Annotated in this window: 12 protein-coding genes (1 of these 12 cut by a window edge); 7 read left to right on the forward strand and 5 right to left on the reverse strand. The window is 55.8% G+C overall.

Annotation, left to right across the window (positions count from 1 at the left end; genetic code table 11):
- Together Pla52nx_RS06245 and Pla52nx_RS06250 are read left to right on the forward strand one after the other, a co-directional pair.
- Nucleotides 1-11088, forward strand: the end of a protein-coding gene (locus Pla52nx_RS06245; RefSeq protein ID WP_231741926.1) for an Ig-like domain-containing protein. The gene continues 30816 nt to the left of window position 1, outside the view; the window shows 11088 of its 41904 coding nt (coding positions 30817-41904); its start codon lies off the left edge, out of view; its stop codon occupies nt 11086-11088.
- A gap of 9 nt (nt 11089-11097) precedes the next feature.
- Nucleotides 11098-11763, forward strand: coding sequence for a hypothetical protein (locus Pla52nx_RS06250; RefSeq protein WP_146519758.1), 666 nt, complete (start codon nt 11098-11100; stop codon nt 11761-11763).
- A 226-nt stretch (nt 11764-11989) separates the two neighbouring features.
- Here Pla52nx_RS06250 and Pla52nx_RS06255 read toward each other — a convergent pair whose 3' ends face one another.
- From Pla52nx_RS06255 to Pla52nx_RS06265, 4 genes are all read right to left on the reverse strand, one after another.
- Nucleotides 11990-12226 carry a hypothetical protein gene (locus tag Pla52nx_RS06255; RefSeq protein WP_261344245.1) on the reverse strand — a complete coding sequence of 79 codons (237 nt, stop codon included), beginning with the start codon at nt 12224-12226 and terminating at the stop codon, nt 11990-11992.
- A 66-nt stretch (nt 12227-12292) separates the two neighbouring features.
- Entirely contained in the window at nt 12293-13138 is an 846-nt protein-coding gene (locus Pla52nx_RS06260; RefSeq protein WP_197454536.1) for a hypothetical protein, read from the reverse strand.
- 1778 nt (nt 13139-14916) lie between these two features.
- Nucleotides 14917-15246 carry an FmdB family zinc ribbon protein gene (locus Pla52nx_RS32870; protein ID WP_146519756.1) on the reverse strand — a complete coding sequence of 110 codons (330 nt, stop codon included), beginning with the start codon at nt 15244-15246 and terminating at the stop codon, nt 14917-14919.
- Between the two features lie 27 nt (nt 15247-15273).
- Complete coding sequence (locus Pla52nx_RS06265) at nt 15274-15774, reverse strand: hypothetical protein (RefSeq protein ID WP_146519755.1); 501 nt, start codon at nt 15772-15774, stop codon at nt 15274-15276.
- A 1649-nt stretch (nt 15775-17423) separates the two neighbouring features.
- On the opposite strand from Pla52nx_RS06265, the gene Pla52nx_RS06270 reads away from it, so the two are divergent.
- The 4 genes from Pla52nx_RS06270 to Pla52nx_RS06285 all read left to right on the forward strand — a co-directional run bounded on the left by Pla52nx_RS06270 (nt 17424) and on the right by Pla52nx_RS06285 (nt 19656).
- Nucleotides 17424-17576: a hypothetical protein gene (locus tag Pla52nx_RS06270; protein ID WP_231742168.1), complete on the forward strand. Its 153-nt coding sequence runs from the start codon at nt 17424-17426 to the stop codon at nt 17574-17576.
- Nucleotides 17577-17813: 237 nt separating this feature from the next.
- Nucleotides 17814-18221, forward strand: coding sequence for a hypothetical protein (locus tag Pla52nx_RS06275; protein WP_342190350.1), 408 nt, complete (start codon nt 17814-17816; stop codon nt 18219-18221).
- Between the two features lie 23 nt (nt 18222-18244).
- Nucleotides 18245-18907 (forward strand): transposase, encoded by a 663-nt coding sequence (locus Pla52nx_RS06280; RefSeq protein WP_342190422.1) that lies wholly within the window; start codon nt 18245-18247, stop codon nt 18905-18907.
- Between the two features lie 125 nt (nt 18908-19032).
- A complete protein-coding gene (locus Pla52nx_RS06285; RefSeq protein WP_146523334.1) occupies nt 19033-19656 on the forward strand; it encodes an SMI1/KNR4 family protein in 624 nt (207 codons plus the stop codon).
- A 1582-nt stretch (nt 19657-21238) separates the two neighbouring features.
- Here the strand turns inward: Pla52nx_RS06285 and Pla52nx_RS06290 are convergent.
- Nucleotides 21239-21484, reverse strand: coding sequence for a hypothetical protein (locus tag Pla52nx_RS06290; protein WP_146523336.1), 246 nt, complete (start codon nt 21482-21484; stop codon nt 21239-21241).
- A 992-nt stretch (nt 21485-22476) separates the two neighbouring features.
- Between Pla52nx_RS06290 and Pla52nx_RS06295 the strand changes: the two genes are divergently transcribed.
- The gene (locus Pla52nx_RS06295) at nt 22477-23907 is read left to right on the forward strand and encodes a redoxin family protein (RefSeq protein WP_146523337.1); all 1431 of its coding nucleotides are present in this window, start codon (nt 22477-22479) and stop codon (nt 23905-23907) included.
- The last annotated feature ends 61 nt before the right edge of the window (nt 23908-23968 follow it).

The raw sequence follows: 23968 nt of genomic DNA on the forward strand, positions 1-23968 counted from the left end.
AAGATCCAAAGTTTTGCGTCACCATTGATCAATCGAGACGTTGAGATCGGTGATCCTTCCGGCGGTGCCGCATCAGGCGGCAGCGGAGGAGGAGGTGGCGAATCCAACAAGAAAGATCCGCCCACTCAATCGCTGGGACTCTCCACACGAGTCGCACTCGACCGGGCAACCGGCAACTTTGATGTCGTCTCCGTCGGCACCGCAGGGTTCTCTTACTCCTTTGGTCTGGAAACCGCCGGCAGCGATGGCCAAGGCGAACCCAATGTCACCCAAAGCGGCGATGGCTCCGAAGTCAATATCCGCAAAGTCATCGCCCGAGGCCTCATCGACGCGGTCTCGTTCTCCCCCGCAGGCTTCTCCGTCATCGAATACGAAACCGGATTTGATGGCGAAGCGGAGTTTCCGATCAACAGCAGTTCCAGCTCGTTCGCCGAACAAGCCAAGGTCGAGGGCAAGGTCACAAGCTACTTTGTCGACGAAAAGACATCCGGTCCAGACGGCTGGGAATGGACACTCACCACGGAGAAACAGTCCAACTACACCAAGACCGGCGAGCGATACATCGATGGCGATCTCGCCGGCCAAATCGATAATCTGATCGGCGGCGGTGGAACTTCGTACGTCGGCGATTTCCGACTCACCGTCGATGAAAATACCGTGGAGACCCTGCGCGAGTTCGGCCCCGATGCGTACCAAGTCACACGTGATTTTCAAATCGACACGACCACCACTGCGGATCATCGCGGCGGTCGACAGCTTTTTGGTTTCGTCGATGTCACCGAGACCGTTTCCTCGATGCACTCCACTGGCACGGTTCCCGAAAGCGGCAACTATGACCTGACGATCACCACCACCGTCGAAACGACCATCAAAGAACGCTCGGATCGCAACGGCCCGTACCAGTCCGTCACGACTGGCTCCAACTCAGCTACCACCACCAGTTCCAAGACCTACGACGCGGCACAATCCACTTTCAACCTGTCCAACTCCGGCACCAGCCAGTCGACACAACAGCGAACGGAAATCAACCAAACGCAAACGGTCGTCTCCTCCATCACCAGCGGTGGCACATCCACACTGGTCGGTACAGGGCAAGACGAACTAGGGAATTTTGGGTTCACCACTCAGAACCACGCGACGTCCACGATCAACTCCGTCACCACCAACTCCGTGGACTCGGACTACCAAAGCGTCTCGTTGCAAAACAGCATCTCCGACATCACGGTCACCCAGTCGGGCAATTTGTACGGTGGCGAATACGTTTATCGCGAGTCCACCAACCAGTCGCACAACAGCGAAGACGAAACCAGCAACGGCCCCAGCACAACGACGACGACGTCCGGCGGCGTCACCATGGGACAGAAAACCACCACGGGCAACAAGAAAACCGGGCAGTTCACGATCGTCGCAAGCTCCAACTCGGTGTCCACGACCGAAACGACGCTGACGAACCAGTCGATGGTCAGCAGCTCCACCACCCGAGCCGAATCCACGGGGACCTCTCGCAAGTCCGGCAACGCTAAACAAGGTGACTACGAGTTCTCGGGTTACAACCACGCGGAAACCGATACCACTCGCGTGACCACGAACACGCAAGCCGACGGAATCGTCCTGCGGTCCGAAATGGTCGAACAACGTGAGTCCGAGGCAAGCTTCACCGGCACGGGCAGCGCAAAAACCGGACAAGTGCTCAAGTCCGAGGAGTCGGAGTCATCCGGAACCGTCACGGAAGCGACGACCAACCAAACCAGCACCACCGTCACCAATTCCATCTCCAGCGGTGACGGCGAAACACAATCGGTCTCCAACACACTCACCGGTGACTACACGATCGAGTCAGAAAACCGCTCGCTTTCAACAGTCATCACTGTCGATCTGAATCAAGACCTGAACTCGCGTCGCGAAGTGTTCACGGACAGCTCGACGACCGGCGAAGACACAGGCAACCGCATCTCGGGTATCTCCGAAAGCGAGTCGACCACCCGTTCCAACTCGGTCTCAAACGAGACGACAGAAATCCTGACGCAGAGGTCAGCCTCGTCGTCGGAATCTGCCACCGTCACACGTTCAGCGTCCGGGGCCAATGCGATCACGGGTGAGTTCGACAGCACACAAACATCCGAAAGCTCGTTTGAACAGCGTTCAACCTCGCAAAACCAGACCGCAACCACGCTGGGACACTCCCAAGGTGAATCAAGCTCCGTTTGGCAGTCGACAGGCAATTCCATCGTCGGCGACAACTCGGATACTGTCACATCACACGCCGAAACAAAATCCCTGGCCGTTTCACTCAACGGACCAGACGCTCTGCTCTTGTCCGACGATCGCGTCTACGCCGGACTGAATCATTCAACACCGGACATCGACGTCAATGGGCTCCGAATCGTGATCCCTAAGGGGTCCGTGATTCACTTGCCCGAGCAAAATGTTTCCGCATCCGTCTCGACCAGCGACAGTTCGTCCAACAGCACATCGAACACCATCAGCGGTGTCTTCACCGAGTCCTCGCTCTCCGACAGCACCACCGACTCCGTTTCTCAACGCATCAACCAATCGACGCTCACCGAGTCGACGTCACATTCCACTTCGAACGTGACCTCCTCCAAATCGGGCAGCTCCGTGATCGGCAGCGTCAGTGCCAACACCACCCAAAACAGCACTTCCACCGCCGCAACCACCAACGCCAATCAAGGCACCACGAATGTCCAGACGTCGTCGTCCACTTCATCGCAGACATCCATCGAAAACGGAAACCAGATCACGGGTATCTTCACCGGAACCTCGACGTCGTCCGGTTCCAGTACCTCCGATTCAACGACCGTCAATCAAACCCTCAACCGATTGAGCACTACCGAAACGACGACCGAATCGGAAGGAACATCGACCAGCAATCGCGTCCTCGGAACCAGCGGCGTGACCCAAACGACGACACAGGAAACCACGTCCGCAAGCACCACGACCAATCATGGTTTCACGTCGACCGTCACGACGGTGTCCTCGGGCGAAGTCGAAATCACAAGCAACGGAAACTCCAACACCGGCGAGTTTTCCGAGTCGCGTGACTCAACTTCCCAGTCTCAGAGTTCGTCCACCGTCACCAACGATCCGAAATCGAACACCGGCTCCGAAACCATCCTGGCAACCTCCAGCAGCAACAGCGTGGGCAACTCGGTCACGGGCGACTACTCAGGCACCGAAACCACCAGCCAAACGGCCACAGGATCCGTCACGGAAATCAATCAAACCCTGACCACCATCACCGACACCACGTCGACAACGGGAACCAACACAAACCGTAGCGGCAACTCCGTCCTGGGCACCTACGCGGACGACTGGACGACGACCAGCAGCAACGACGTCACCATGAGCGTGACCAATCAAACACGCAACAGCCAAATCACGTCCGCCACCAACAACACCGGTTCGGGCAGCGTCACCGGAAACAATCTCAGCGGCCTGTTCTCCCGCAGCCAATCCGACCAGTCCACGTCCTCTCGTGGCGAGACCATCACGAACGGTCCACTGACAACAACGACGGTTGCCACGGTGGTCAGCCAGTTCAACTCCACGACCAACGGCAACACGATCGTTGGAACGTCACAGTCGTCCAGCTCCTTCAGCGACTCGTTGACTCAAACGGACACGGTTTCCAACGACCTGGAAACCTCGACCATCGAAATCAGTGACGTCTCTTCTGGAACGGCGATCCAAACTGAGAACAGTTTCCTGGGGACCTCTTCCTCGACCACCACCACGACATCGGGCTCGACGCGAAACTCGACAACGACCAACCAAACCGAAACAACGGATAACGAAACCTTGGTGCAAACCGAGGTCACCGTGACCGAAACCGGAAACCAAGTCACCGGGGACTACGAACGGCAAACCGGGTCACAAAAAACCGCGTCCACCGACGAAACCACGACCAATCAAAATCGCACCAGCACGGTCGTCGCAACCGAATCGGAATCCACCAGCGATCTCACCACCGGAAACAACATCACTGGCGTTGTCGCCGGCGAAGCCAACATTGTGACGACGACGTCGATGACCACCACGTTGCTCAGTCAAACACTTAACGTCACCGCTCAAATCGATGAAAACGTCACCAAGACATCTGACTTCACCGGCAATTCGGTCACGGGCACGTCGGTCGCCACGACGATCAACTCCGGCGATCGAACGCGGACAGAGTCGCTGACCAACGGCACGATGAACGCCACCGCCCTGGAAACCTCCACGTTCTCCTCCACCGCGTCCCGCACCGAAAACTCCGTCACCGGCGTCTACAGTGAGACCATCAACGGGGCTCAGGAATCACTGATCGACGGCGACGACGTCAACAAGACGCTAACGGTGGATTACACGACCGACAAGAACAGCACCTACGAAAACGTTTCTTCCGGCAATGTCATCGTGGGCTCCTTCACAACGACATCCGAGACCTCTTCATCGGAGACCCGCAACGCGACCGACATCAATGGGCCGCTTACCGTGGTTTCGACTTCGGTGACCACGGAGGAAATCGCAGAAACGATGACCGGTGATTCGATCGCCGGTACCACGCAGTCGGACTTGATGATCGACACCACCACGTCGCTCAATCAAACCGACACCAACGGCGACTTGACCGTTACGATCGTTTCCAACGGAACATCGCACAGCGAAACGCTTTCCACCAACCACCAGTTCACCGGCGCGTTCACCAACGCGACGACCGCGACCTCCAACGGCACGCGAACGGAGACCACCAGCAATCAAGGCTACGAAGCAACTCTGACGAGCACTTCCACCTCCAGCACGACCTCCGATGCGACCGGAAATGCGATCACCGGCGCATCCTCCTCCACCGACTCGGGGACTGCCAGCCAAACCGTGACCGGATCCTCCACGGTGCAAACGGAGACGGTCAACGAATCCAGTACCACCGATTCGACGTTCTCCTCCAGCACGGTCTCCAATTCCGTCACAGGTGCCTACACGAGCAGTTCGACGAATGACTCCACCTCCACCGCAACGGCTTCGCTGACCAATCAAACGCTGACGTCCAACACCAGTTCCAGCAGCACGTCTGCAACGACCAGCGACGAATCAGGAAACACGATCACCGGGGACTACACGTCCGATTCGTCGACGCAGAGCACCGTTTCCGGAACCCAGCGTGATGAAAACCAAGTGTTGATCGTCGACATGACGTTCTCCAGCACGTCGACCACCGATGTCGACGAAGCGGGCAACGCGATCGAAGGCACTTATCAGACAACGACCCAGTCGACCTCCAATGGAACCAACAGCGAGTCCAATCAAATCGGGCCGGCTTCCACGAACACGTCCACCCATTCGTCATCGTCTTCGGCAACCACCACGGGCGATCACGTCACCGGTGAGTACACGTCGAGCAACACCAGCTCATCCAACTCGACCTTCAGCGAAACCTTCGCCTACCTCGATCTGACCGGCACGCACTCGTCCACAACCACCAGCACATCCTCCGGAAACTCCACCGGCAACGCAATCGCGGGCACCAGCTCCAGCACGGCACACAGCGAGTCCACGACTTCGGGCAACACGACGGAGAACAATCAAGCAATCGTGACAGTGGCCACCACCTACGAGACAACCACCGTCAACGACTCGACCCAGACCAGCAATTCGATCAGCGGCCTCTACTCTGGCGCGACCACGACCGCCACGACGAACTCCGGCACAGAAAACAGCTCCAATCAGTCGTTGACGCTTGCGTCCACCAGTTCGGGAACCTCCAACTCGACGACAACGGACTCCGGCAACAGCGTGACCGGCGAGTACTCATCAAGCCGATCATCAAGCTCTACCGGCACAGCCACCACGACGACCAACAATCAAACGCTCACCAGCGTGGTGACCGTCACGTCCAGCGGAACGAGCGAGTCCACGACGACCGGCAACGACATCACGGGCGCTTCGTCGTCCGAGTCGACCGGAACCGGCTCGACGACCACCAACCAAACCGATACCAATCAGACGCAAACCGTCACGATGACGGAGAACTCCACGTCATCGTCCTCCAGCTCGGGAACCGACAACTCGATCACCGGCGCCTTCACCAGCGAATCGTCCACCGCCGTCACGACGGACCTTGAGGAAACAACACTCAATCAGACGCTCAGCCGATCCGTCGTCCGCGACGAAACGGCAACCTCGGTCAGCACCGCGTCGGGCAACAGCATCACGGGCGACTACACCAACGAAGTCATCGTGGCGGCCGATGCCACAGCAACCGGCCTGACGGAAAACCAGACGCTCACCGTCACCACCTCCAGCCAAACCGAGCAAACCAACTCGACGACGACCGAGACCGGAAACAGCCGCTTCGACGACTACGAGACCGTGACCGCATCCACTCGCGTCGTCACGGCCACCCAAGCGTCCGTCAATCAGACGCTCTCCAGCAACGCCACGACCAACTCGACCACCACCAACAACAACACACGCACCGGCAATCGCACCAGCGGCGAGTACACGGAGAACACGACACGCAGTGTTTCCGCCAGCGATTCAGGCACAGCGATCAACCAAACGCAAACCGCCACCAGCAGCACCACCGACGCGTTGGACGAAGTCTTCCAGGAGATCGGCAACGACATCACGGGGCTCTACACCAACACTTCGACAGTGACCTCGTCGGTGACCGAGGACTTGTCAGAAATCAACACGGACAGAAACGTTTCCGGCATGTCGACTTCGACCTCGACGAGCACTCAAGTCGGCAGCGGAAACAGTGTGACCGGTGCGTTCAACGACACGACCAACGCGACCAGCTCGTCGACGCGAACTCAAGCGGGAACGATCGGCGATCGATTTTTCAACTTGTCCGAGACCACGACGATGACGAGCCAGTCGACTTCGTCCGGCAACCAGATCACCACCGACACGACCAACTCGGCATCCTCCGACGATTCCTACGAGTACACCAAAAACACCACCTACACCGACGGCAGCGACACCAAAACGGTCACCCGCAGCAGCGAAGCCACATCCACGTCGACCAGCAACTCGATCACCGGTGTCTACTCAGGAACGTCTACTTCGTCGAGCACCTCCGACGTCACCGAAAACGGCACCCGCAGCGAAACCTACACCGCAACGTCGCACACCGAGACCACCGCGACGGACACAAACTCCGGAAACTCCGTCGTCGGCAGCTTTGAAAACACGTCGACCTCTGACGTTCTCGGTTCGGTCAGCCGATCACTGACCGACGCCAATGGAACAACGCTATCGATCAGCGAGTCCATCGACGGAGATCGAAGCAACGCTTCATCGGGCAACCAGATCACCGGTGCGAATTCATCGACTGGCGATTCCAACACCACGGTGATCACGACCCAAACGGTGGTCACGACGGACTCCCTGCACAATCACACCACGGTCAACACCGTGACCTCCGAGGTGCTCTCCACCGGTACCGGCAACAGCGTCACCGGAGCGGTCACTTCGGCGGCCGACTCGACCACCACGACGACGCTGACTCAAGACGGCACCGTCGGCGGCGCAACGGTCGACTACGACGCAAGTTCCACCGACGTCGCTCAGACCGACACGGTGGGCAACACGGTCACGGGAATCTTTCAATTCCAAACCGACGGCACCGACACGTACTCCTACACCCAAGTCATCACACGCGACGCAGCGGACCAGTACACGCTGACCGGCAGCGGTACCAAAACCTACAGCAACACGACCGACGTTCAGTCACTCACGGGAGAGTCAACCAGTACGACCACCGGCAGCGACACGTACACGCTCAATCAAACGGGCACGGACGCGGTGGGTGTGTTTGAAGTCGACTTGACGGGAACTGACAGCTTCACCGAAACGGAAACCTCCAACAGCGAGACGGGTGTCTTCTCCCGCTCGACCGACGTCGACGGTTCGGTCAGCGGCGAGATCACACGCGGCGCGAGCGTCACACCGATCGCCGACGTGATCGATCAAGTCGTCACGCAGACGGGCAACTACCTCGACGGCGACATCGACATCAGCTTCGTCGGTGACAGCCGCTACGATTCCCTCGTCGACTTTGCCGACACCAGCAACGCGGCAACTGGTACGCCCGGCGACTTGGATCACTCACCGGTCGGCGCCCCCGTGGTGATGGGCAACGCGCCCGGGTTGCCCACCGGCGGCGGCACCGAATCACTCGGCGCCGTCGGAGCCTCCGCCATCGCTTCCGCAGCGACCACCTCGGACGGAACCCTCGCGGCCGCCTCATTCCGCGGCGTCCAGTCGACCGGAATACCCTCGGTCGTCGTGGGCAGCGATTGGTCGGGCAGCGGCACGCAAGACGTTTACGCGATCGCGGGCGGCGACGCGATCGAGCAATACTGTTTCCCCGCCGGCACCGAAATCTTGCTCGCCGATGGCACCATCAAGCGCATCGAGCAAATGTCAGTGGGCGACCAAGTCTCGTCGCGCCACTCCGCTGAGCTCGTTCCCGGCCAAGTCACCCAGACCTACCACAACGCCCCACAACCGCTGCTCAACATCCACATCGGCGACACAAAAATCGCGACCACCGCCGGCCACCCCTTCTACGTCCTATCGCCCCCTGTTGGAGTCCAGCCTTTAGGCGCCCTACGCGCACCTCTCCCCCTCGCTAATACCCACCCTTCACACACCCCACTCGCACCTGCTGGAGTCCAGCATTCAGGCGTCCCACGCGCACCTCTCCCCCTCGCTAATACCCACCCTTCACACACCCCACTCGCACCTGTTGGAGTCCAGCCTTCAGGCGCCCTACGCGCACCTCTCGCCCATGCTGGAGTCCAGCCTTCAGACGTTTTACTCGCACTTCACCCCGGCACCTACACCCAAGCCCAAGACCTCCTCCCGGGCGACCAACTACTGACCTCCGAAGGAATCGCGCTGACCATCACCGCGATCACGCGAGATCCATCGCCACCGGTCCCGGTCTACAACTTCTGCGTCGCCGAGCATCACAACTACCACGTACGCCTGCCCGGCACCAACCACTACGTCCTCGTCCACAACGACTCCTTCGGCCTGTACACCTACGGCAGCGCTCTACTGCCGGTGCTACAAGAAGCCTACGAGGGCACGGCGCTGGCCGACGTCGTCGACTTCACCGCCAGCGTCGTCAACGCCGTCATCGACGCCGCGTCGCCCTACGTCACTCCGGTCTACAACGCAGTTTCGTCACTCGTCGTCAGCGCGGTCAATTTCGCCAAGCCGTATGTCAGCGAAGCCATCCGGGCTGCGACATCGGCCAGCCAAGCGGTCGCGAGTTTCATCACGTCCGTGTCCGACGGAGCCAACGGAATCCTCATCGACTTGGGCAAAGGGCTCAGTGCGCGCGGTTTCGATGGCCTGGGTAGTTGGCTGGTCAGCAGCGGACAAGAAGGCCAGCTCAAGGACACGATCTTCGGCGTCAGCGCCGCCGGAGCCGCCGCCACGGTCACGCTCGTCGCCGCCAGCGGCCTCGCGTTGGCCTTCGGCGGACCTGCCGCGTTGCCCTTCGTCCTAGGCGCATGGTCGGGTGCGATCGACGTCTACATGTCGGGCGAAGTCAGCGGTCGATCCTCGGGCTTCTTCCAAATCATGTTCGGCGCCGCGTTTGGAGCCACGAACCCGGTCGGTGCGCACTGGGGACTGGCCGGTGGTGCGATCGGATACTCAATCGACAAAGACAACGGGGGGAGCGGCGAAATCGGCTACATGTTGGGCAGCATGGGTGCCGGCCTTTACGGCACGGGCAAATCCGCATGGGCCCGAGGTGGCAGTGACTGGGGAATGGGCAGAGCGGGCTACGTCGCTCGAGCGGTCTCCTACGAAGCGAGCGGGGTGGCCATCGGCTTCGGCTATGGCATGGTGACCACGCGGGACGTCAAGGCAAGCCTGCAGTACGCCATGTTCGGCCAGATGGCTGGCGGGATCGTGGGGGCGATCAAAGTCAAGTGTTTCGTCGCCGGCACCCCGGTCCACATCCCCACAGCCGACACGTCGCGCACTTCCGAAACCAAGCCCATCGAACAACTCCGAGTGGGTGAGCGAGTCCTCGGCGAGAACCCGCTGATCGACCGAGACGACGCCTGTTTGCTGGAACCCGACTGGACGCAATACGTCGCGGTGACCGCCAAAGTCAGCAAGCGAGACGGCAGCGAGCTAGAGATCACGACGCTCAAACCAGACATCTGGCTCAAGACCAACGAGGTCGAGGTCGGCAAACGCACCTTAATGGACATCCCGGTAGCGGACGCCCACAACGAAGCCCTGATCACAGCGATCAACCCCGCGCCAAACATCGCCCCGGGCCCAGGCCGAGTCATCCTCTCCACCTTCCGCCACACCGCCGACGAGATCCTAGAACTCACCATCGAAGGCGAACCCAACCCCATCCAAACCACCCCAGACCACCCGTTTTGGGATGAATGCCGGCAATGGTTTACCGCGATTGGCAAAATGGAAAATGGCTGCCTTTTCCGCCACTTCGACGGGGTTGCTTCGCTTAAGTCCTATGTGGAAAAACGTTCGCCAACTGAAGTATTCAACGTTACCGTCCACGGCGAGCATGTTTACAGCGTAGGCCTTTCCGGTATTCTTGTTCACAACGACCATCAGTATGTCGATCCAAACACCATTTCAGCGACGAAGAAGGAGGTGACGAGCCAGATTCGGGACATCGGACGTGAACTTGCTCAGCTAACCAAGACAGCTCGTGATGAACTTGCCAACAATTTTGATCTAATTGCGAAAAGACTTTCACCAGAGCAAATTGACGCCCTTGCCGACGACCCCTGGCTGTTGCGTGTTTTTCTCGGCACTGAGATTGAGGGCAGTGTTGCTAGAAAGATTGACAATCTACTTGATGCAGACCCTGATTCAGTGCTGAAAGACCTTGTATGGACAGGAAAGTCAAACAAGCCGCAAGACTTTGTAGGACCGGACAACTTTGGCTTTGACATCACGGGTGGAAGCAGTACATCTATAAACAAGCATGCCAGCAGAGATGAAGTTGATATCGTTATTACTTACGACTCACTACCTTCGAGTATTGGGTACAATTTTGTTAAATGGCTTACAGAATAGGAAACAACCTTGCTCCGACTTGAAGATCTCGATGGTTTACAATGCGTTGAAGATGGTGTTTACCAATTATCTGATCATGTATTCGACAACCAGACATTTGCAAACCTCGAATTCACACCAGGAAGCGGTGAAACATTGGTTTTGCAAAACGTTGAATTCATTAATTGCAAAACGTCGCCTGGTACCTCAAGAGTCACGTCTGGTACAAAGTTGACGAAAGTCTTGTTCGACAACCTCGATTGCGGAGATGCTCTACGAGTCTCTGCCGCCGTTGAACTGAATCAAGTTGTAGTGAAGGGCAATAAGCCTGCTAAACTGCTTATACAACCCGACGACGACGATGCCGACTTCGCTGTAGCAATGGGTAACGACGTGCCGTTCAAAGTGGATGTAACTGACTACAGTGGAGAAACAGTTGTTATCGGAATTCCCGCATGCTCGGTAGTTCGCGACCCAAGTCGCCATGTTGTGATTCGACGAGAACATGAAGCGATCATCACGTCACCTGATTCTGGACTGTCAACTTTGAGTTTTTGGAAAATCTATCTCAAGAAGGTAAAAGTCTTTGGCTGTGACGAAGGAGTTTTTTCTCTTCCGCCTAGCTCTCATAAAAAGCACGGCGTTGTCATGAAAGAAAAGCAAAAGCTAGAGAACTTGGGCCTCTGTTTCGACTGAGAACAAGACTAAGCGGTCACATACGACAAAGGGGGCAGCGTCAGAGAAAAGGTGTCAGACACAATACTGTTCGGCTCAGTTATTGCTCAACGCTAGTTCTATCGGATTATCGGCACGCGCGGGGGCTAAATGGATGCAGGAAAGCTTGATCCACGGGGCACATTGCCACCGACCGCGCAGCAGTCAACGGCCGAAGCCGGGCGGCTTCGGTCGGTGCGCAGTATTCCTAGATAGACTTGGGCTTCAGTTTTTCGATGTGAGCCTCAAGTTCCTGCAGACTTGCCCAACCGAGCAAGTAAAAGCAGATCATTTCATAAGTGCGTTTGTTCGGTTGGCCGCCGGTGTAGATCAAGATCAGCAGGCATGCAATGATTGCCAAGTACATCTGGATCTCCACGCCAGCGGGCTTTGTGCTCAACAGGTGATGGCAGCCTAAAAGTTGTTTGATCATCCGAAAGAACAACTCGATCGTCCAGTCATACTGCCTCCATAGAAGTCGGGGTTATTCTTCCGTCGGTATTTGCTAGCTTTATTCGCCAGCTGAATCCGAATTCGGGTTCGGTTTGGGCGTGATCAGGGCGCGAGGATATGGGTCAGGCCAACCGCGACGCTGGGTGCGGAGTTGCGTCAGGCGAGAGAGTTCCTCCGCATCGGCGTAGATCGACCAACGTCCAGTTGCCGCTACTTTGTGCGAAGTGACCCAGCCGACGCGTTGCCAACGATGGAGCGTGGCGATGGGCATCGACAGCGCAGCGGCCAAGTCGCTGAGCCACCATTCATCCCTGCGAAGATGGCGTTCTTCGGTGACGCTCTTGGGTAACGGTCCGGTTCGAATGCCGCGATCACGCAGGAAGCGTGCTAGGATTCCTGCGCTAAATAGTGATGAGCGTTTTGGTGGTTGATAACCTTCGGCATTCAAAAGGTTGGCGATCGAACCGAGCGTTTTGCCTTCATCGAGCAAGGCTTTGATGCGTGATAACAGTTCGTCGTAGTACGACAGTTGCTCGTACGTTTGAACCGGACGACGCATCGCGTGGTGACTGCCGAAGCCGCCCTTCCAATGAATGTCCACATCTACTCGTTCGCTGTCGCCTTCGACGTTGATGACGACTTCATCGATCAACAGGCGCGCGATCTCGCAACGGTCTTCGGCAGTGGTTGTTTCTGCAATCCACAACTGCGGTAAACATTCCGAGAGCGACTTGATCTCTTGACGTTCGTTGTCGCTCAGTTTTGCAGGTGTCGAGGTTTGAAAGCGATCGTACTCGATCGTCAATTGTTCTTGCTCACGCAACGCTTCCTCCCAGCGTCGTTCGAGTTCCTTGGCGACCAAGCGGTTCTCGGGATCGACTGCCGCGTAAGACTTGCGTGCCACTTCGGCACAAATCAAAGGGGTCAGGCCTCTTTGTTTTTGATTCTTCGCAGGTTACGCTGTGTCAAAGGTCCCTTTTCGGAGAACCTTTCCATGCCCAACGAGCAATAAGGGGAAGGGGGGGTAAACGCGATCAGAAAGTCGCAAGAGCCAGCCAGCTAGACGTGAAGATTGAAATCTATGACACGACTGGAGCGTTAGTTAAGGTACTGCAATGGCAAAGCTTGGTCAAAAAGAATCGTACCCAAATTCGGTTGAACTGCTTCTCTGGAACCAGGCGTGGTCCGACGATGACTTGGTCAATTTTTTTGAGTACGTTTTCACTAAGTTCCCGCTCGTAACGGAAGCTGGAAGGAAACTTGGAGTGTCTGGGAAAGGGTGGGGTAGATTTCTCGCAACTGAGAAGTTTCCAGTCGCGTTGAAAAGACGCGGGCCGAGTACGTTGAGATGCGTGATATTTCGAGAACTGGAACCACTTCTCGACATGCGACTTGATCGAGATGCACTTGAATGTGGTCGAATCAATATCGCGGGGAAGGGCTTCGCCGGGGTCAGGCTTTGCATTGGGTTTCTAGTTGTAGTCTGTCCTCAATCGATGCTGCCCGTCGTCGCCACGGCGGCGACTCGGCATGTCGTCGCTCGGCGCGGCGGGACGCGATTGGGGACAGGGCACTCTGTCGCCGTAAGCGGCCGAGTGCTCCGTCCCCTCTGGCGATTAAGAAGCACCGTCTGACAGTGCGGGCCATCACGTGAGCGATCGTGACTTCGGTGGAACCGAAGACCTCCACGCCAACAAGTCGAGTCATGGTTTGCCCCGGAGGTGACGAGAATGAAATGAGAAGATCGGCTCTACCACTCCAGCACTGTCAGTCAGCCCAGGAAAAGTGCTCTGACCCAATGGCCCTTTTGGCGACGAGACCTGGGTGGAGTCGACTGCGAGGAAGTTCGATTTCGAATCGACGATGCGCCCCCAAGGCCGTCCACGGAAGTTACCACGCCCCTCCTGATCTGTACCCATTCTTCCAACTCGGTGTCCGACATCTTTTCTCTGATCAGGTGATAGATAGTCCCGGGGAACTGGACGCGGTGAGGACGAGGCATGGTCAACCTTGGAGCGGAGGACGACCAAACGGCGGTTGAATCTAAAGCCGCCGAAAACCCAATGCAAGGCCTGGCCCCAGCGAAGCCACCCGAAGAGCGTCGGCAACGCAACGCCCGGCGTGACCGAGCCCGACTCGATCGCCGCCTCAGCCAATCCGAGTCGGAATAAACCCTCCGCCCGCCCCGACGGCACATGGTGCCGTTGGGCGCTTACCAACGCAAGATCGCAACTGCCGAATGGCCAACCGAGACAATCGAATGGTGTTTCAAATCGTCAGCGGCCGCCAAGTGTGGCACACTGACAACATCGATCCGTCCCCGAGGGCAGGCGCGGCTTTTCGGAGCCAAAGTCAATAAGCCCGTGGCATAAGCGTGATGCTCTGTCAGCGGTTCAAACGCCGGATAAGACAGTGTGAGGCTTCTAAGCTTCGGATATCTACCAGGGTGGCGAGACTGAACCATCCATGCTGACGGAGACGTGTCTCGTCAGCGGACAAGCCATTGGACTTTGAGTCGCAAAAAAGTTACCGTAAGGTAATGCCGTTTGAGGTACGCGCGTATCTCGCCAAGGCGGCCAAATCAAAGTTCGACCATGACAGTGCTTAGATTTCTTCGCCGCCTAAACGGCCCCCTGGCGAGACTTCACCCCCTTGAAAAGTGCGCTGTCGCTATTTGCTTGATTAATCATCGCGGAATTCAATTGGAATTTGGATGTTTTCAAATCTGTTCCCAGACAAGCTTACCTTGGTTCCTTTGGAAACACTGATCCCAACCCTTCCGTTTGTCATAGTGTTATTGTTTATCTGTGATTCAATTTCACTAGTGCCGTCGCGGTATTGTGTTGACGCTTTGCATTCAGACGTCTTTGAATTCAAATTTGCACATGTCATTACGCGTTCACAGGTCGCTCCACATTGTTCACAAAAAAACGCCTGGTCTCGCTCATCCATCTTTCGCAAGACCTCGTGAAAGCACGAACAAGAGTTGCACTCATATAGATAAAGTGGCATTTCACAATCCCTGATTTCTTTCTGTTCTCAACAGTATACATCCGCTCCATTGACATACGGCAATAGCCCGCCTTCATGACGCTTAAGAAAGGACGCCATATTGTTTTGAAAGTTCGCGCAATCTGATTGCTCTTTCATCCAATACCGGACGCCAGCAACAACATCTTTGCAGAATGTTACAAGATCCAAATTAAGCGCATTGTTCAAGACATTCTTGTGCATAATGCATGTTCTATTTTCCAATGGTGCAAGGAAAATGATTCTACAATATCCGAGATCTTTGTGTTCAGCTTTGCCCTGATGAAGCGCGGCGCAACGGAAAGCGTAGCAATTGCTTCCGTTGAACATCCCGTCGTACTTCGGTGCTACATATTCGTCAAACCAAATCTTGTATTGCCTGCCGGTTGAAAACCCGTTGTCTGACGAAATTGCGCCACAGATATCTGGAAGCGTTAAGGTGCTGAACAGGGCAAGGTACAATTGTCCTGAATCGCAGGACATTTCAATCTGATTAAGTAGTTCGTTCATCCGCTCTTATTGCACGAAAACACGTTATTGATCGTCCCGATGCCGTGCAATTTGATCCTTATGGACGGTGAATTGGCACTTTATACTATGGGCCCTCGGTGCGTGTGGAGTCAAATATACGCTTCAGCCCACGTACATTCCATCAAGCAGCATGCTCCAAACAGACGTTTTTCAAGAAATTGAGCGTTCAAACTCGCTTTTTCCGGTCGTCCTCCATGCTGGCTACGTAAGTGTCTAACTTGCAACCGTACGCCAGCAACATAAGAAAAAGTGTCAGGAGAAATGGTGTTCGGCCCGGCGTTTGCTACAACGGTCGCACTGAGTTTCGATTCCGGTTTTCTCGCCGAGTTTCGCGAAGGGGGAGAGGCACGTTCCTGGTGGCAGAGCAATTTTCCGGGGAGCACGGCACAGATCCGGTTAGATTTGGCTGTTTTTTTGTCGCCATTGAATGCCAGTCACGCACCGAGATCGGCACACCTGACGGCTTAGATTTCTCCTGAGGTGTAGACAGCGACATGCCGGTCTTCCAAACCGGAGAGGGCCGTGCGATTCCGACCCAGACGCTTTTGATAAAGTTAGTCGCCGCAAACCGTTGAAGTAAAAGAGGTTGTGGCAGCTACCCGCAAATATAAGTTATATTGCCGTTGCTCGGCGCCGGGGTTCTGCTATCCTCCCGAGCGTCGGGCGCCGAAACTAGGTAACTGACAAAAAAATCGAGACGAGCGACAAACTCGTCTCGATGGACTGGTCCACGGGATTAGGCCCCTATGGACCGATGACTTCAAAGTAGCTGGGGGTGCGACTCAGCACCATGGGTCGCCCCCTGCTCACTTTTGCTACTTACGGGGTATACCGTGGAAAAGTAGCACGACAGCCGCTAATACGAGAATTGCTTCCGCTAGTCCAGCCATCCTCACCTCCTTTCTTGGTGGGACCGTTAGCTTTTGAGAGAGAGGGGAACATCCCTTTGCCTCTCCAACTCGACAGTGGCTCGTCCCTCGCCACTTCGGTCTCATCGTGTGTGAAGGCTTGCCATGGTGCCAGCGAACCAATCAATCACGATGGTCGCATCTTATGGATTGCAACGGGCTTGCCAACTGACTGAGTCCTGTAATTCGCAACCTCCGTCGCAGCAAGGACTTACGGATAAGAAAGGTGGTTTGTTATAGATACGAGGTGAAGCAATTTGTCACACCCAAAAGAGCGTAAGTCGTTACGGGCAAGGGGGTTAGTGAATTCCCGATATATGATATATGTAAAACTTTTTCGATTCCAATATTGGAGATTTTCCCGATAGTTTTCCCGGCGCCGAGAAAATAGTTTGCGGCGCCGAGAGTTTCGGGCGTGGCGCCGCGAGCGGACGTCAACTTCCAATCGATTTAACCGTGCACAAAAGAGAGATAACCGTTTGCCTGCTATCCCCCGGTATAGTTTCCCATGCTGGGAGGGCGTTAGGTCTAAGCTCCATCGGAAGAGCTTTGTGTTTAGCCTCAGTAAGCGCTACAAAGGGTAGGGGTTTTTGCGCCCCGAGCCGGTGAAATTGGCCGGGTCATAGGCTATCGATTGGTGCATGAGACAAATCAAAGGGGTCAGTTTTGGTTCTTCGCAGGTTACGCTGTGTCAAAGGTCCCTTTTCGGAGAACCTTTCCATGCCCCGACCACCACGTGCCGATGAAGCGGGCGGTTTGTATCACGTGCTGAATCGCGGCAATTTGCAAGCGACGATTTTTCAAAAAGATGCTGGAGATGGCAGTCTAAAAGGGAGCCACCGTGGCAGCCGAAAACGGAGCCAGGTGGTTTGATGGGGGAGTGACTTGGGGGTGCCGGTGCGGTGAGCTATTCCGTTGGGGAATACAGCTCAACTCGCACCGACGGGGAAGGGCTTCGCCGGGGTCAGGCTTTGCATTGGGTTTTTAGTTGCAGTTTGTCCTCAATCGATGCTGCCCGTCGTCGACACAAATCAAAGGGGTCAGGCCTCTTTGTTTTTGGTTCTTCGCAGGTTACGCTGTGTCAAGGGTCCCTTTTCGGAGAACCTTTCTATGCCCCGACCACCACGTGCCGATGAAGCGGGCGGTTTGTATCACGCGCTGAATCGCGGCAATTTGCGAGCGACGATTTTTCACAAAGATGCCGACTACGCTGCTTTCGAGCGGATCCTGCATGAAGCGTTGGGTGCAGAAAAAGGTGGCAGGACTCTTTTTCGCCTCACGGAGTATGTTCAGCTTACTGACTTAGAAACAGGGAACGGTTTTTTGTCGGCAAATGCCAATGAGGACGTTGAAAGCATGAGCTCGTCTCCCGGGAACCTCAAACAAATCAAAGGGGTCAGGCTTCTTTGTTTTTGGTTCTTCGCAGGTTACGCTGTGTCAAAGGTCCCTTTTCGGAGAACCTTTCCATGCCCCGACCACCACGTGCCGATGAAGCGGGCGGTTTGTATCACGCGCTGAATCGCGGCAATTTGTGAGCGACGATTTTTCACAAAGATGCCGACTACGCTGCTTTCGAGTGGATCCTGCATGAAGCGTTGCAAATTCACCAAATCGAGTTGTATTCCTTCCAGTTGATGCCCAACCACTACCATCTGGTTCTGCGACCGTTGGTCGATGGGGAAATGAGTCGATTCATGGCGTGGGTCGGAGGAACGCACACGATGCGGTATCATTCGCCCTACCACACCGGCGGCACGGGACATGTTTATCAACAACGATACAAGAGCTTTCCGATCCAAGACGATGCGCATTTTTTCGTGGTTTGCCGGTACGTCGAACGCAACGCGTTGCGAGCGGGTTTGGTCGAGCGAGCGGAGGACTGGCGTTGGGGATCGCTATGGCACTGGCTGCACGCTCCGGATCCGAACCTGCTTTCGCGCTGGCCGAAATCGCGGCTTCCCCGTTGGACCGAGCGAGTCAATCAATGCCTCGGCGACGAAGAATTGGCCGCGTGCCGCCTGTCGGCCCAACGTGGCAAGCCGCTGGGCGATGAGGGATGCGTTGAAAGCATTGCCCGCCGTCTTCATCTGGAATCGACCATGCGACCGAGGGGCCGAAAGCGGGTCCGGTTCCCGGAAAATCCCGACAAAGAGGCCTGCCCCCTTAGAATCCGATCAAAGTGGATTGGTCCCAATTTAAAATGAAATGAACAGATAGAGGTTTGTATAAATAGCACACGGAATTAATGCGTTGAAATCGTGTAGAGAGATCAAGATAAAAACGGAATCAGTTACATTGTTTCCGAACCAGCTCAATTAGCGAAAAAACTATGGATGACGAGATACTTGAAACTTGGCAGTCAATTGACCAGTGGCTGGAGAAAAATGCTAGCATCATTCTTGAAAAGCTAGGGGGGCCTGCTGACAGTCAGGACTTGCTTTTTCTCGAAAGACAGATTGGGTTCCCAATTCCTGATGATTTGAGTAAATCTCTCTCGCACCACGACGGAGAAACCGAAGAAGAAGCTTGGCTTTTTTCAAACTGGACGCTGCTTTCAGCGAGTGAAATCAGTGATCTCTACACGCGTCAGCGTGACAAGCAATTGCGGTCAGAAGGTGCTGTAGTTGAAAGTGACAACCGAATATTGAACGTCTTGTGGGCACCACGTTGGATTCCATTTTGCTATGACGGGTCAGGAGGATTTCTTGCCGTGGACTGTTCGCCAACCATTGAGGGAACGAATGGCCAAATTATTCGAACCGCCCACGACGATGGAAATATCTGGGTTGCAGCAAACCTCGCCGATTTTCTGAAACGTTTCAAAGCATCGCTATACGATGGAATCTTTGAGATGGAAGACGATGAGCTTGAAGTTAAGTCGGGCCATTCAAATTGGTGGAAAGGGGAAGGACGGGAAGACTGCCCGATCAAATGGTGCCACCCACCAACTTGACAGTCGCCGGGAACAAATCAAAGGGGTCAGGAACAAATCAAAGGGGTCAGGCTTCTTTGTTTTTGGTTCTTCGCAGGTTACGCTGTGTCAAAGGTCCCTTTTCGGAGAACCTTTCCATGCCCCGACCACCACGTGCCGATGAAGCGGGCGGTTTGTATCACGCGCTGAATCGCGGCAATTTGTGAGCGACGATTTTTCACAAAGATGCCGACTACGCTGCTTTCGAGTGGGTGCAGAAAAAGGTGGCAGGGGTGCAGAAAAAGGTGGCAGGACTCTTTTTCGCCTCACGGAGTATGTTCAGCTTACTGACTTAGAAACAGGGAACGGTTTTTTGTCGGCAAATGCCAATGAGGACGTTGAAAGCATGAGCTCGTCTCCCGGGAACCTCACCACTCATGAATCGACCCAGCGGACCAACCAAGATAAATGGAGCTTCTCACAAGCAACTCTGCTGACCGAGAGCGTATTGGTGGGTGGCACCAATTGACGGTCCCGAGACAAACTCGACGGAAGGATCTTCGATTCAAAGAAAAGGGACGCAATTCAGACAAAGCTGAGTCCGGTAGCATACTTGCTGGAGGATCTGCTTGAGACTCATCATTGCGGCGAGTAAGGGCAAAAAAATGTGTGGGCAAAAAAATGCTCGTGCTCATTCTGGTCCTGCATTTTCTTGTCCTCGCTGTGGGGCTCTGACGCGGCCCGGTTGCGGTGAGTGATGCTTTGAATGACTTTGTACGACTTTGTACGACTTTGTACGACGGCATCCGTTCATCGCAAGTCGTAAAGTCTGGACGTCAACTGATGCATTCCCCCATCCAGGCAGCCAAACGTGGAGATCGGCAGACCGTATTTCGTCTTGCGCAGCATGACCTGCGGCTATTCTGGTCCCGTATTTTTTTGCCCGCACATTTTTTTGCCCAAACTGTCTGCTTTCTGAATTTGCGGTCATCCCAAAGGGCATGTTGTGCGCGACAACATCCATTCATCGCAAGTCGGCAACACCGGACGGGGGAAACAGGTACAGAGCAATCTGTTGAGGAATCGCGTTGATTCGGGAAGAAAACGTGACGGGGAGAGCTTCGCTGGGGGGAGAGCTTGCATTGGGTTTTCGGCGGCTTTCGATTCAACAGCTGTTTGTCAGAGAAAAGATGTCGGACTCCGAATTGGAAGCATTGGTAAAGATCAGGAGGGGCGTGGTAACTTTCGTGGACGGCCTTGGGGGCGCATCGTCGATTCGAGATCGAACTTCCTCGTAGTCGAATCCACCCAGGTCTCGTCGCCTAATGGGCCAGTGGCGAATACTCCACTTTAGCTTCTCCTGTTCCGATTGGCTAAACGCTTAGGCCAATTGGGGCAGAGCACTCGGCCGCTTACGGCGACATAGTGCCCTGTCCCCAATCGCGTCCCGCCGAGCGGAGCGACGACGGCCAGCATCGATTGAGGACAGACTGCAATTGAAAACCCAATGCAAAGCCTGACCCCGGCGAAGCCACTCCGCCCCGTTGCGGATTGCCCGCAGGAGTTGTTTGGTAATCATAGGATTGCCCGAGGTGTGAAGTAAAGAAGTCGGTGGGGATGAATTTCAAAAATCCGTCAGGTCGACCTCCTTTTGCCAGTGGGGTTGCATCAGCACGCGGTTGACCACGTCGATGTCGATCGTCGTGCCCGACGAGGCACGCACCGCTTCGAGCATCGAAGCAAGACAGAAGTTGCGGCAACGACGCAGCACTCCGTCGGCGGTGCGGATGATCAACTTGATCGCACCGGCTGTGAACGTGTTGTGCGCCAATCCGATGCGATCAAGCTGACGCTCGATGAACTCACGCATCGCGTCTTCGTGAAGACGTTTGGGGACGAGAAAATGGACGAGAAAATGGGACGGCGGTAGTTATGGGGACGCTTGGCTGTCGAAAGCCGGGCTGCAAAAGGTTGCGGCTGGCGGCATTCACGGTCGACGCAAGATGGATTCTTTGCTTCCGCCGGGCTTGCCCCGGTTCGGAGCAACGAATGGCAGCTACCCTCAACACGATTGCATTCACTTCCCCACCGCCCGCGAATCGCCTTCGGCGATTCGCGGGCGGTGGGGAATTTTTGTTGGCTTGGGCAAGTAGCCGTCAGTTGTTTCCTCCGCCGAGACAAGCTCGACGGAAGGAGCTTCGAATCAGAGAAAGTAGGATCGAATCATGGGTGGATGTTGGAAATGGGAGGAGTGAAGTTGGTAGTTGGCTTTTCGTGCGCAAAGTCGCTTGGGATGGATGCGTGTTGGGTGAAGCAACGTTTCAGCGCTCAGCCCCCTCATCCCCAGCCCTTCTCCCCCAGAAAAGCTGAGGGAGAAGCCAGAGTGGACGAGTGGTGCGGATTGTGGTGCGGGGCCCACGGCTAGCCGCGGATGATTCATCAGCCGGCACGCGATAGCGTCCGGTTCCTGAGTATGGGTGCAAGAACCGGACGCTATCGCGTGGCGGCTGATATGCGCAGACTGTTTTCGTGCCAATCCGCGCAAGCCGTTTCACGCAAACGTGTTGCGAAGACTGTAGTCAGTGGCGTGAATAATCCGGGTTAGGCATCGATCTTCACTGCTGCGAGTGGAGAATCGCAGTCTAACGAGGCCAAAAACCGAAACAACGTGATCTGACCCTTTGTTTGTGAGCCTGCCCCCTTTGTTTTCGGGGAAAACGCACGATGCGGTGGGGTGGCGCTGAACGGATAGCTTCATGCAGAGCATGACCTACTGGAACTTGGATCGTTTACCGGCGCCCGCTGGTACACTATCCTCAAACTGCGTCCGCTTTGACTTTTTGTCCAGATTTGGGATTAATCATGAACCTCCATTTTCGGCGTCACGGTTCTATGCGACAGCGGTGCCATGCGGATGCGTCGAGCTTCGCCCTGAGGGCACGATTCGGGGCACACAGAGTGCTGGCTCATCCGTTTCAAATCTTGATCGTCGCTGCTTTGTCGGTGATCGGTTTCTCAATTGTTAACGCGTCATCCATCCTCGCGGCGGATTCCGGTTTTCCGGAGGAGTGGTTTTTCGAAGGCATGGAAACCATGCGCACGAATCTGGAGGGCAACCCCGCGATCGAATTGTCGACGGACACTTGGATCGGTGACTCGACGACGTTGGACGACTGTCGGGGTAAAGTCGTGGTGCTCGACTTCTGGGCAACATGGTGTGGGCCCTGCGTCGCATCGATCCCCAAGAACATTGAGATGGTGAAGACGCACCCTGACGACCTGATGTTCATTGGCATGCACTCGGCGACATCCGGTTGGGATAAGGCACCGCAGATGGTCGAAGATCGCGAAATCAATTACCCGGTGGTGTTGGACACGGGCGAAACGGGCGAAGCGTACGGGATCAATGCCTTCCCCACCTACATCATCATTGACCGCGCGGGGATCGTCCGCGCAGCAGGCGTGAAGCCGACTCATGTCAAGACGATCGTCGAACAGTTGATCGAGGAGTCTGGACCGGCAAGACGAAAATTGGAGTTTGCCGCGTTTGATCGCGCGTGGTTCTACGCAGGCGCCGAGAGGATGAGGGCTTGGCAAGACCAAGTCGGCAAGCCTGCACGGCCGATCAAGGCGCGGGCGTGGTGGAAACCCGGCAACCAGTCTGGCAGTGGTGAAGTGTCGTCCGAGGAAAACAACGACACTGGCGCAGAAGATAACATCGATGCGCAGGTCGCTGCCGAATCGGAGAGCGAAGACGGACTACCGAACGCTCCCGAGGGATTGCGTGACGCAGAGCTCGACGGTGTTGTTCGTGTGCTGCATTTCACCCGACCGGGAATGGCGATCACGAAGATGCAACTCAAGACGATCAATGAAGCGGCGACCAAGTATGCTCCGCAGGGTGTCGCTTTTGTTGTGATCTGTGATCACCAAAGCGATTGGGATGCGACTCAGGCCTTTGCATCAGAGGCGGAACTGAACATTGCCATGGCGTTGGACGCGGCCGCCCAGTCCAAGATCATCGATGAAACTGCGAAGCCCGTTGATGAAACTACGAAGCCCACGGGCGTGACCGCCGAGCCCGCGGTTGAAAATGACGACAACGCCGCCTCAGCGACGAATCCGTCTGAAGTTCAGCCGCGTGAAGCTGGCCGAACGGCTCAGAGCTATCATGTCCGTGTTGCACCGGTCACTGTCGTCATCGATCGCAAGGGGCGTATCAGAGCGACGGGACTGAAACTCGAGCAGCTCGGCGAAGCGCTGAATTTGCTCTTGGCCGAACAGGCGGGCTAGCGGCCATGCTTTCGTCAATAACGCTTCAGAGTTCGTATCCCTTTCTTGTTGACCTTGTTTT

The sequence above is a fragment of the Stieleria varia genome, from assembly GCF_038443385.1.
GTDB classification, from domain to species: domain Bacteria; phylum Planctomycetota; class Planctomycetia; order Pirellulales; family Pirellulaceae; genus Stieleria; species Stieleria varia.